Origin of the sequence: Deinococcus betulae, assembly GCF_020166395.1 — a bacterium.
Classification (GTDB): domain Bacteria; phylum Deinococcota; class Deinococci; order Deinococcales; family Deinococcaceae; genus Deinococcus; species Deinococcus betulae.
In genome coordinates this window covers 1-11,813 of sequence record NZ_JAIQXU010000051.1, presented here as the reverse complement: position 1 = coordinate 11,813, position 11,813 = coordinate 1, and the positions used below count along the sequence as shown (strand labels likewise).

Annotated in this window: 7 protein-coding genes; 1 reads left to right on the top strand and 6 read right to left on the bottom strand. The window is 68.8% G+C overall.

The features are described 5' to 3' along the window. Positions 1-394 precede the first annotated feature (394 nt). Entirely contained in the window at positions 395-3,574 is a 3,180-nt protein-coding gene (locus tag K7W42_RS23395; protein WP_224577462.1) for an AfsR/SARP family transcriptional regulator, read from the bottom strand. A gap of 378 nt (positions 3,575-3,952) precedes the next feature. Further along, entirely contained in the window at positions 3,953-4,159 is a 207-nt protein-coding gene (locus K7W42_RS21960; protein WP_224577461.1) for a hypothetical protein, read from the bottom strand. 321 nt (positions 4,160-4,480) lie between these two features. On the opposite strand from K7W42_RS21960, the gene K7W42_RS21955 reads away from it, so the two are divergent. Continuing rightward, entirely contained in the window at positions 4,481-5,668 is a 1,188-nt protein-coding gene (locus K7W42_RS21955; protein WP_224577460.1) for a M20 family metallopeptidase, read from the top strand. A gap of 180 nt (positions 5,669-5,848) precedes the next feature. Here the strand turns inward: K7W42_RS21955 and K7W42_RS21950 are convergent, their stop codons facing one another. From K7W42_RS21950 to K7W42_RS21935, 4 genes are all read right to left on the bottom strand, one after another. Next, complete coding sequence (locus K7W42_RS21950; RefSeq protein WP_224577459.1) at positions 5,849-8,542, bottom strand: HD domain-containing phosphohydrolase; 2,694 nt, start codon at positions 8,540-8,542, stop codon at positions 5,849-5,851. A gap of 204 nt (positions 8,543-8,746) precedes the next feature. Then, positions 8,747-9,358, bottom strand: a complete 612-nt coding sequence (gene folE / locus K7W42_RS21945; RefSeq protein WP_439648877.1) for a GTP cyclohydrolase I FolE — start codon at positions 9,356-9,358, stop codon at positions 8,747-8,749. Between the two features lie 407 nt (positions 9,359-9,765). Beyond that, a complete protein-coding gene (locus K7W42_RS21940) occupies positions 9,766-10,983 on the bottom strand; it encodes an adenylosuccinate synthase (RefSeq protein WP_224577457.1) in 1,218 nt (405 codons plus the stop codon). Positions 10,984-11,150: 167 nt separating this feature from the next. Further along, a complete protein-coding gene (locus K7W42_RS21935) occupies positions 11,151-11,576 on the bottom strand; it encodes a secondary thiamine-phosphate synthase enzyme YjbQ (RefSeq protein ID WP_224577455.1) in 426 nt (141 codons plus the stop codon). Between the last annotated feature and the right edge of the window lie 237 nt (positions 11,577-11,813).

Here is an 11,813-nt window from a genome sequence, read left to right as displayed (position 1 = left end):
CAGACGTTTCAGGCCCGCTGAGCTGGCTTCCATCTGTTATGGGCGCAGAGCAGACAGTGGGCAGTTGCCGACACGGTATGGCTGACACTGTGCCCGAACGGGGTTGGGGACTCCGCTCTGATTGGGGCCGCCTCGCGCGCATTTCCAGAGTCGTGCCTGTATGCCTCTGAGCCATTGATCTGATCCTCGGCGTTGGCATGTTCCGGTCGGACCTTCGAGAGATCATCGGTGCCCTGCCGCAAAAGGCTTCGGATTCAAACGGTCAGCAGCTGAGCTGGATAGGCCTTTCCGCTCGGTCTCTCCCAGACCAACACGGTCGGAGGGCCTGGGCACGGCAAGAACAGCAAGACCAGATAAGCGGGATCTAACGCCACTCCCGACTCCTGCTGTCGCCCTACCCGGCGGGGCACTGATTTAAAAAGTCCTGCCACGCGGGCGGCAGGGTCTCCCCCACTTCGGCAAAGCGCGCCGCTGCGCTCTGGTATGTGGCCAGGGCGCCCTTGCGGTTGCCACTGGCCCGCAGGGCGCGCAGGGTCAGGGCCAGCGCCGCCCGGTCATAGGGGTCGGCCTGCAGCAGGATGCGGCCCGCGCGCGCCGCTTCCCTGGGGTCATGGGCCAGCGCCGCGTCTGCCGCACTGTGCAGCGCCGCATACAGCAGGTCGGCCGCGTCGGCGCCCTGCTCGCTGTCCAGACCGTCCAGCAGCGGGCCGCGCCACAGGGCCAGGTCCCGCGTGTGCAAGAAGGTCTCGGCGTCGCACATCACGTCGCCCAGCGCGTAGCCCCCCAGGGTGGTGCGCACGCTGGCCGCCCCCAGCGCGCGGCGCAGGTGATACACGACCTGTTGCAGCCGGTTCAGGGCGTCGGCCTCGGTCTGGGCGTCGGGGTCGTCGGGCAGCCCCAGGGCCAGCGCCCGCGCGCTCAGGCCGTCCTGGCCGGTCAGGCGCGCCAGGGCCAGCCGGGCCAGCACCTCGCGCCGCAGCCCGCCGGCCACGCGGACCACCTCGCCCCCGACCACCATACGCAGAGGCCCCAGCACCTCCACGCGGCACCCCGCTGTGGCCGGCACCGGCATGAGGTGGGGCGGCGCTGCCGCCGTGCCAGGCGCCCCCAGCTCGCTCAGGGCGCGGCGGGTCAGCGCCGCCGCGTGGCCCCCGCCCTGCGCTTCCAGACGGGCCAGCAGGGCGTGCAGGGCCGCCGCGTCCCCCTGCACGCGGGCCAGCGCCAGGGCCGCCAGGTCGGCGCCCGCCGTCTGGCCCTGGGCCCGCAGCGCCGCCTGGCTGCGGGCCAGGGCAGCTTCGGCTTCAGCCGGGCGGCCCAGCCGCTCTAGCAGCAGACCGCGCACCGTCAGGGCGTCGGCGGCCGGCGTGCCCACCAGGCGGTCGTGTTCGTCCAGCAGGGCCAGGGTCGGCGCCTCGGCACCCTGCGCGGCCTCCACCCGTGCGGCGCTCAGCAGGGCGCTGGCCACAATGGTGGCGGCCCCGGAAGCGCGGGCGCTGCGCAGGGCGTCGCGGGCGTGTTTCTGGGCGCGGGCCAGGCCGTGTGGCCGCTCGGCCTCCAGATTCAGGGTCACCAGCGCCTGCTTGGCGACCATCACGAGGTACATCTGGTCTCCCTGCGCCTCCAGCACGTCGGCGGCGCGCAGCAGGGTGGCCTCGGCCTCGTCGTAGCGGCCCAGCTGCACCAGGGTAGAGCCCAGATACGCCTCGCGCTGCGCCAGGCGGTAGGGGTTCCCCAGGACCTCGGTGGCCGTCACCGCCGCCGCAAAGTCCTGCCCGGCCCCGGCGTAGTCGCCTTGCGCCAGCCGCAAAAAGGCACGCTGGGTCACCGCCAGTTCGCGGGCGCGCTGCAGGTCGCGGTCGGGGCTGTCGCCCGGCAGCGTGCCCAGCAGGGCCAGTGCACTGCTCAGGCGCTCTAGGGCCAGGTCGGGCTGACCCTGGTGATAGGCCACGCCAGCGTAGGCCATCCACAATTCGGCGCGGGCCAGCGGGTCAACGCCGCGCCGGTCCAGCGCGCCGCTCAGGGTCGCCGCTGCCTCGTCCGTCCGGCCCAGGCGCATCAGGGCGTCGCCCACCACGTACAGCGTGGCGGGGGGCGCCTCGGCCTGCAGGTCGGAGGCAGCGGCCCACTGCTCGGCGGCGGCGGCAAAGTCCTGCCCCATCCCCAGCAGTTGCACCTGTTTGTGGTGCCAGCGGGCCTGGCCAGGGGCGCCGCCCCCCAGGCCAGCCATCAGCGCACTGGCCTCGGCTGGGCGGCCCTGTTCCCACAGCAGTTCGGCGCGCAGCAGCCACATGTCCAGCCGCTGCTCGGGCGTGGCCTGCGGCATGGTGTCCAGCAGCGCGGCGTAGCCCTCGGCCCGCGCCGGGTCGTAGGGCTGCCAGGCCAGGGCCGTGCGCACGGCGGCGCACGGCCGCGCCGGGTCAGGCGGGGCCAGCGTCGCCAGGTGGGCAGCCCAGTGACCAGCGGCTTCCTGTCCGGCGCCGGCCGCTTCGGCGGCGTAGGCGGCCTGGGCCAGCAGGGCGCGCGCCTGGGCCGGATCCAGCGCCGCACTGGGCACAAAGGGCGCGCGGGCACGGGGGTCACTCAGCACCTGGAGGGCGCGGCCAGCCAGCGTGCGGCGCACCGCGGCGGGCAGGTCACGCCGCACCACCTCGCCGTACAGCGGATGCACAAACAGTGGCCCGGCCAGCAGGCCGCGCGTTTCCAGGAGGTCGCGGGCCTGGGCAAAGGCCGGTGCGGACAGCCCTGCTACCGCCCGCCAGACTTCCGGGTCCGCCCGCTGTTCGGGGCTCAACAGTGCGGCGGCGCCCAGCAGCACCTCGGCACTGGGGTTGTCCACGCGCACCGCCTGCCCCAGCAGCGCCTCTATGGTGTCGGGCAGAGGGTCACCGCCCGGCGCTTGCCACCGCCAGCCCTGGCCGTCATTCCACAGCTGGCGGCTGCGGGTCAGCAGGCGAAAATATTCCAGGGCGAACAGCGGGTTGCCCTGGGCGCGCGCCGCAATCCACTCGGCGGCGGCCGGCGGCAGGGGCGCGTCCGCCTGCCTTTCCAGCAGGGCGGCCAGTGCTGCCGGGCTCTGGGGGGGCACCGGCCAGCCACACCAGGGGTCGGCTTCACCCTGCGGCTGCCGACTGGTGCCCAGCACGCCCACCCCCCGCGTGCGTGCCGACTGCCGCGCCAGTTCCGTCCACAGCGCCGCGCGGGCAGGGGTGCCAGTGTGCAGGTCCTCGACCAGCAGGACCACGGGCGCCAGAGTGCCCAGCGCCGAGAGCAGCGCACCTGCCAGGGCGGCTGGTTCCAGCGCCTCGCCCGCTGCGGCGCGGCGCAGCAGCCGCTCGGCCCAGCCGCCCGCTCCCGGCACCAGGGCGGCCAATGCGGCGGGGGCGGCGTCGGCCTGCACGGTCAGGGTACGGCAGCCCAGAGCCGCCAGCACCTGCTGCGCCAGGTGGGTCTTGCCCCGGCCAGCCTCACCCCACAGCAGCTGCGGCGCGGCGGCGCGGCGTGACTGCACGGGCCGCAGCGCCGCCACCACGCGGCGTGCCAAGTCCACTGGCACGGGGGCCACAGCTTTCCTCACGGTGCACTCACCTCCTGGATGGGGCAAGTGTACCCCGAGTCAGCCAGGACGGGTTTGAGGGCGAGCGCGCCTGTTCCCAGTTCCCTCTTGCGCGGCGGGCTAACCCAGCAGCGTTATACCGCCCGACCCACAACCGGCCTCATACGGATTCCGTCTGTACCACCAACAAATCGGAAAAGGACCGACCCTGCACACTCCACGCCCAGAACCCGTTTTTCTCCTTCTCGCTCTTCTGCAAAGCTCTCCGATTCTGCTGCGCATCTTGCTAGGTCCGCTCGGATTGCACCGTTTTTGCAAACGATGGGGTCGGAGGCTGTCTCACACCAGAGCGTCCCCGCCCCAACGTGGTGTCAGGGCGGGGACGGCACAGGCAGCGGTTTAGAACCAGCGGCGGCTGCGGCTTTTGCCGCCCAGTTTGCGCTGCGCCTGATTCAACACGAAGTCGAGGGCGCGGTCCCGCTTGCGCGCTTTGGTGTACTTGCTTTTGCGCCCAGACTTGCGGGCCAGGGCCAGCAGTTCAAGGATGACAGGAGCAGCGGTCAGGAGCAGGCCCAGTTTGCCTTTAGAACGGGTGCGCGTTTTCATGCTGCCCAGTACGGGGTGGGGAGTAGAAAAGTTGCGGGGATGAGGCTCAGGTCTGGTCCCACAGTCCAGAGCAGCGCCTTCCAGTCCGCTGGGGCAGGTCGCCCTGCTCTGGCAGCCGAGAAAACGGAACCATTCAGCCTTCCTGCGGGTCCACTCTCCAGGCCCTCACCCTACCGACCTGCCGGTCTTCCGTCACCGGTGTGCCTCTGCTTATCCTTCAAGGCCTTTCCTCCGAACAGGACCGCACGGCTCGTCCGGGATGGCAGACGCTATTCGTCTCACGGCCGCTGGCTTGCCATCCAGGCGCGCTAGGCTAAGGCCATGACCGCAATTCAGGAGAAGGTGGCGGGGCTGCGAGAGCAGCTCATGGCGTGGCGGCGGCATCTGCACATGCACCCAGAAGTCGGCTTTCAGGAGCACGAAACGTCGGCCTACATTGAGGCCGAACTGAAGCAGATGCCGGGCCTGACGGTCACGCGGCCCACCGCCACCAGCGTCCTGGCAGTGCTGAAGGGCGGGCAGCCGGGCCGCACCGTGCTGCTGCGCGCCGACATTGACGCGCTGCCCATCCACGAGGAAAACACCTTCGAGTTCGCCTCCACGCGCCCCGGCGTCATGCACGCCTGCGGCCATGACGGACACACGGCCATCTTGCTGGGCGTTGCCAAACTGCTCACGGAGCATCCTCAGGACGTGCCCGGCGAAGTGCGCATGATTTTCCAGCATGCCGAGGAAATTGGGCCAGGCGGGGCCGAGGAACTGGTCATGAACACCGACCTGATGAGCGGCGTGGACGTGGTCACGGGCCTGCACCTGAACAGCCAGCTGCCCGCTGGTGTGGTGGCGGTCAAGCCCGGCGCCTTCATGGCGGCCCCCGACATGATTGAGCTGACCATTCGCGGGAAGGGGGGCCACGGCGCCCACCCCGAAGAAACGGTGGACCCCATCGCCGTGGGCGCGCAGGTGGTCACCAACTTGCAGCATGTGGTCAGCCGCCACGTGGCCGCGCAGGACGCGCTGGTGGTCAGCATCACGCGCTTTGCCAGTGGCACGACCCACAACGTCATTCCCAACACCGCCGAGCTGATGGGCACGGTGCGGACCTTCGACCCGGCCCTGCGCGAGCGCGCCCCACAGCTGATCGAGCGGGTGATTAAGGGCGTCTGCGAGGCCCACGGCGCCACTTACGACCTGCGCTACGAATTTGGTTACCGCCCCCTGATTAACACCGACTGGGTGGCGGCGCAGCTGAAAGACATCGCCCTGGACGTGGTGGGCGCAGAGCAGTTCCGCGAGGCCCGGCCCACGATGGGTGGCGAGGACTTCAGCGCGTACCTGGAAAAGGCGCCGGGCGCGTACTTTAACGTCGGCTCGGGCAGCGACGAGGCCGACAGCCGCTGGCCACACCACCACCCGCGCTTCACCATTGACGAGGCCAGCCTGGAAGCCGGGGTACGGATGCTCCACGCCGCCGCGCTGCGCCTGACGGGTCCAGACGCGCAGCTATAAAGCCTCTGGAGAGCCGACGCCCACAGCGCTTTCCTGTTGCCGTGATGACGGGCAACGACCCACGAAGAGCGCTGGCGGGCCGCAGAGACTCGCTTTTCTGTGCCCGTCTGCTCGCCCCAGCGGCATGAAGGATCATCCTCTCCACGGCGCTGGCTGCTGCTCTCAGGGGACGCTGAACTTCTACGCTGCTGGAATTCCCGCGCCGGGTGCGCCTTCGGGTGCCGGCACCACCTTCCCAAACAGCACGGTCAATTCGGGGTCAAACTGGCTGCCGCTGCCGGCCATGATGATACCCAGGGCCTGTTCGTGGGTCATGGCGCCCTTGTAGGGCCGCACGCTGGTCAGGGCGTCGTAGACATCACACAGCGCAAACACGCGGGCCAGCAGCGGAATCTGGGTGCCCGCCAGGCGGTCAGGGTAGCCGGCGCCGTCCCAGCGTTCGTGGTGCCAGCGCACGACCCCGTGGGCCTGCGGGTGCAGGAAGGGAATGCGCGAGACCAGTTCGGCGCCCAGCGGCGCGTGCTGCTCCATGACCCGCCGCTCTTCCGGGGTCAGGCGGCCTGGCTTGAGCAGGATGGTGTCGGGCACGCTCAGCTTGCCGATGTCGTGCAGGGTGGCGCCGTGGCGCAGGGCGGTCAGCTCTTCTTCGGGCAGGGCCAGGGCTTCGCCCATGCGCTGCGCCAGCGCCCGCACGCGCTGGGTGTGCCCCTGGGTTTCCAGGTCGCGGGCTTCCAGCGCCACGCCCAGCATGTTCAGCGAGGCTTCCAGGGTGGCGCGCAGGTCGCTCAGGTGGGCGCCGCGTTCCATCACCCGGGTGCCCACCGAGGCGATCATGGCCGCCAGCGCCTCGTCGGTGGCCTGAAAGGGCCGGCCAGCCGGGCGCAGCAGGCACAGTGCGCCCAGCGGCTGACGGTCATGCGAGAGCAGCGGCACGGCCATCACCGCGCTGCCAGCGGTACTGCCGTCCGGCTGCAGGTGGGCGCCGGGGGCGTCGGCCAGGCGGTCAGCGCGAATAATCTGCCCACTGTCCAGCGCCTGCCAGGACAAGCCGTCGCCTCGGCGCAGCAGGGCCGGGGTGGAGGGTCGGCCCAGGGCAGGCCCGGCCTGCGCCGCCGGCACCAGACAGTCCTGGGCCGCGTCGTAGCGCAGCAGCAGCGTGGAGGTGGTGCGCAGCAGGTCGTGGGCCGTCGTGGCCAGTTGAGCGGCCACCGCCTGGTCATCGGCGCTGAGATTCAGGTCGCCGTGCAGCCGCGCCAGCTGCTCAAGTTCATGCCAGCGCTCCTGCAGTTGCAGCAGCGCCGCCATCTGCTGGGCAAACACCTGGGCGTCCTGAATGGCCGTCTGGGTAAAGGCGTCCTCGGCCACCGTGGATTCCAGGTTCAGGTGGGCCACGACCTCGCCGCCCAGCACCACCGGCAGGCACAGGCTGGCCTTGAGGGCCTTGCGGGTGCCCAGTTCCTCAAAAGCTTGGCGCTCCTCGGTGCCCAGCCGGGCGTCGGCCTCAGCCCACACCTGCCCGATATCCTGACGGCGGCGCACGCGCGGCACCCCACGGCGCCACGCCTCTGGCCCCTGGCCATACCAGCTGACCTGCGAGACCTCGGACAGCGGCGTGCCCACCAGATCTGGCGTATAGCCCTGCACCGCCCGGATAAAAAAGGTGTCGCCCTGACGGATATTCAGGCTGCCGCTGCTCACGTCGCCCAGGGTGGCCACCGCCAGCCGCAGCAGCTCCTGCCAGTCGGCGTTGGTCAGGGGGCGGCGCTGCGAGAGCAGTTCCACGGTGGTGCGCTGCGCCTGCCACAGCGAGTAACGGGGCCGCAGGTCCGGCAGGGTTGAGACCGGCAGGCGCCGGGGCATGTGCTCCACGGCCACCAGGCGCCCCCCCCCGTTCGTCTTGGCCAGATACAGCGCCTCGTCGGCGCGGTGAATCAGTTCGGCAGGTTTCTCGCGTGTCAGGCGGGTGGCCAGCCCTGCCGACAGGGTCAGGGCCGCCCAGGGCGCCGCGCCGGGTTCGGCCAGCTGCGCCTGAATATGGGCCACCACGGCGCGCACCTGCGCTTCAGGCTGGTCCAGCAGCAGCGCAAACGAATCATGGCCCAGCCGGAAGCTGTGGTCCGGCGCGGCGTCGCGCAGCACCTGTCCCACGTAGCGCAGCGCCCGGTCACTCTCATCGGGGCCGTGCGTGTCGGTCAGGCGGCGGAAGTCGTCCAGGTCCAGCAGCACCAGGTGGCCGCCAGTCTCCAACCGGGCCAGTTCCTCTTCAAAGCGGCGGCGGTTGCCCAAGCGGGTCAGGTCGTCGGTCAGCACCTGCTGGCGCAGGTCATGCGTGACCTGCAAGAGCTTCAGGCGAGTGTGTAGCACCCCCAGCACGAGCAGGGTGGCCACGCTGTGCAGCAGCAGCATGCCGGGGTAGGCCAAGAGCCCCAGGCCGCGTGATTCGGGCACGACAAACAGCGCCGCGCCCACCCCTAAAAAGGGAATGGGCACCTTCCAGAAGTCCCACATGGTCAGGCGCGTCATATCCAGGGTGGGGCGCAGCAGGCTGGAGAGCCCCAGGACACTCAGCGTGTTGACCAGCGACACCAGGCCGCCGCTCTGGGATTCCAGCAGCCGCCACACCACCACTGGCAGCGCCACCGCTGCCCCCGCCCGGAAGCCGTAGCGCAGCGTAATCAGGGCGATAGGCACGTAGCGCAGGTCCAGCTTGAACGCACCCACCGACTCGGTGTAGTACACCAGCAGCAAAGTAGTCATCCCGGCCAGCAGCAGCCGCAGGGCATGTTCGTTGCGTGAGCGGCTGACCGGCCACTCGCGGTAGGTCAAACTGACCAGAAACGTGCAGGTCAGCAGCAAGCAGAGATTGAGCAGCACGGCACGTCCTCCCGAGCTACCCTACCCAGTGGCCCCTTACACGAGTCTCACGCCGCACCACATGTTGTAACCGGTTCAACATTGAACAGAGAGGCACCCGGATTGTAGGCGACAGTGATCTTGCCAGTGAACACATTTGCCCTCAGCGGGAGTCCTACGCCGTCCAACCCATGTCGCGAACCTACAAACATGCTGGAGACAGGTTTACCGGCCTCGCAGGGTCCCTTGCACCGCGCTCATGAATTCGGCGCGGGTGCGCGGGTCAGTGCGGAAACGGCCGCGCATGGCGCTGGTGGTGGTGCTGGAATTCTGCTTCTGGACGCCGCGCATGGCCATGCACAGGTGAACGCCTTCCATGAACACGGCCACGCCCTTGGGCGAGAGCAGGGCCTCTGTGGCGTCGGCAATCTGGGTGGTAATGCGCTCCTGCACCTGAAGGCGGCGCGAGTACAGGTCCACGATGCGCGCAAACTTGCTAAGCCCCAGAATCTTACCGTCCGGGATGTAAGCCACATGCGCCCGCCCATAAAAAGGAAGCATGTGGTGTTCGCACATGGAATAGAACTCGATGTCCTTGACGATCACCATCTCGCTGCCCTCGGCGGCGAACACGGCGTCCCCCACGGCGTCCTCCAGCGTTTTCTGATAGCCGGCGGTCATGAAGCTCCAGGCCTTGGCCACGCGGTGCGGGGTGCGCAGCAGGCCCTCGCGCGCGGGGTCTTCCCCGATGGCCGAAAGCCATTCGTGCGTCAGGGCGCTCAGACCGGGCACCTCCTGCTTCTCGTCGTTGGCACTGATGACGGGTTCGGTGGTCAAAATGTCACTCCTTTGGTGGCGCCCGCACGGCAGGCCAGGCGCCGCGATGAATGCCGCGAGTGTACGGCGGCCGGGGCGCGTCTGGTGTCCTCCTCTCCCCGAACACCACCGGAAAGGAAGTTCACGACCCGCACCACGGCTCTTTGACCGCTCATCCCGACGCCGATTGAATCGTTTACAAACACGACGAAAGCCAACCGGAGGAAGGAGCAAAGAGAGTTCCGGCCGTGGAAGTGGCACATCGGTTCTTGCCCGTTGTGTTGGCGTGACAGACACGGCAGTCCGTCTCATTCTGCTCGGGCCAGCCGTCTACCGAACGACCCCCAAGTGTGCCTCACCGCCGCTCGCGGCACTTGTCGGCTGGCTTTCAGGCGGCGGGAGGCCTGCCCCCACCGCCCCACCTGTGTTCAGGTCCAGCTGACCTGGCCGTAGGTCTGTTCACGCGCGGGCCCGGCCGAGAAGATGACCACTGGGCAGCCCACCGTCTCTTCAATCAGGTCGAGGTAGGCCTGCGCTTCTTTGGCCAGCGTCGCGCGGCTGGTGGCGCCGTCGGTGGTGGCCCAGCCGGGCATCTCTTTCATCAGGGGTTCGCCGCTGGAGCCGTAGCCCACGCACACGGGAATGATGTCCAGGCCCGCCAGAATGTCCATCTTGTTGATGACCAGGCCGTCCAGGCCGTTCACGTCCACAGCGTATTTGAGGAGGTGCAGGTCCAGCCAGCCCACCCGGCGGGCGCGGCCGGTGGTCGTGCCGTACTCGTCCCAGGGCTTGGAGCCGTCGCCGCGCAGGCGCAGAATGCCGGCTTCGTCGTGCACTTCTGTCACAAAGGGACCGTGGCCCACGCGGGTATTGAAGGCTTTGGCCACGCCATAGACCTTGTGGATGGCCTTGTGGTTCACGCCAGCGCCCACCAGGATGCCCCCCACCGTGGGGTGAGAACTGGTGACAAAGGGGTAGGTGCCGTAGTTCAGGTCCAGCAAGGTGGCCTGCGCGCCTTCAAACAGCACGTTGCGGCCCTCGGCAATGGCCGCCCGCAGCTGCGCGCCCGTGTCCTGGATGAAGGGGGCCAGCGCCTCGCGGGTGGGGGCCAGGCTGTCTAGGGCCACCTGAACAGTCGTCCACCCCGCGTCGCGGGTGGAGTTGGGCTTGGCTTCCAGCAGGCGCTCGATACGCTCTGAGAGCACATGGTCATCCAGCAGGTCGCCAAAGCGGATGCCCACTCGGCGGGCGCGGTCGGCGTAGGCCGGGCCGATGCCCCGCCCGGTGGTCCCCACGAAGTCCTTGCGGCCGTCCACATATTTGTGGTGCGGCAGGACCAGGTGCGCCCGGTCGCTGATGCGCAGTTCGGGGTCCAGCCCACCGGCTTGCAGGTTGCGCCGCTCTTCCATGAACTTGTCGGCGTCAATGACCATGCCGTCGCCCAGCACACTGACGGTGCCTTCGTGCAGCACACCGCTGGGCAGCAGGTTGAGCTTAAAGGTCTGCCCCTTCGCCGTGACCGTATGCCCGGCATTGGCCCCGCCCTGATAGCGCACCACGAACTCGGCTTCCGGCGCGAGAAAATCAGTGATTTTCCCCTTGCCCTCGTCGCCCCACTGGGCGCCCACAATTGCAATTCCAGGCATGTATTGCCCCTTATGCTGCGCCGCCCAGACTTACTTTTCCGGTCCCTGGTTGGGGCAAAAAAAAGCACGGCGCGCAGCACCGTACCTCAGTGTAAGCGAGAGGGGGCTGGAAGGAGCGGGACTTGTTTACGTGGGATGGACGCGGGCGCAGAAGGCACTGCGCCGCGTCACAGCAGCTCGCCCTGTACCGTCAGCACCAGCCGGCGCGCTCCGCCATCGTCTCTGTGTTCGCACAGATAGATGCCTTGCCAGGTGCCCAGGGCCAGGCGGCCCCCCTGCACCGGCAGGGTCAGGCTTAGCCCCAGCAGACTCGCCTTAATGTGCGCGGGCATGTCGTCTGAACCTTCCAGGGTGTGCTCGAAGGCCGGCCAGCCGTCAGGGACTGCATAATTGAAATAGCGCTCGAAGTCCCGCGGCACGTCGGGGCTGGCATTTTCATTCAGGGTCAGGCTGGCGCTGGTGTGCTGGAGAAAGACGTGGAGCAGGCCAACGCGAAGCCGGGCCAGTTCTGGCACTGCCGCAGCAACCTCCCGCGTGATGAGGTGAAAGCCGCGCCGCCGCGCCGGCAGGGTCAGAAGGTGCTGCGCCCACATGAGGGGAGTGTAGAGGCCAAACCGTTGCGAGGCGCTAAATCAGGTCGCCAGAGCCGCTCGCGCTGATTGGGCGAAGAAAAAGCCGCGCTGACAGTTCAGATGCCGGCGGCCAGAGGGGACGCTGAGAGCTGACTACCAGCCAAAACTCCTGAGGCAAGAGAAAAGTCGGCTCCAGTAGGGTATTTCTGCGATGACAACCCGGAACCGACACCCCCACGATACCCTGCAGCCCGCGCT

Coding starts and splice junctions, on each gene's coding strand:
- K7W42_RS21960 (WP_224577461.1), bottom strand. CDS start 4,159: ATGAAAACGCGCACCCGTTCTAAAGGCAAACTGGGCCTGCTCCTGACC.
- K7W42_RS21955 (WP_224577460.1), top strand. CDS start 4,481: ATGACCGCAATTCAGGAGAAGGTGGCGGGGCTGCGAGAGCAGCTCATG.
- K7W42_RS21940 (WP_224577457.1), bottom strand. CDS start 10,983: ATGCCTGGAATTGCAATTGTGGGCGCCCAGTGGGGCGACGAGGGCAAG.
- K7W42_RS21935 (WP_224577455.1), bottom strand. CDS start 11,576: ATGTGGGCGCAGCACCTTCTGACCCTGCCGGCGCGGCGGCGCGGCTTT.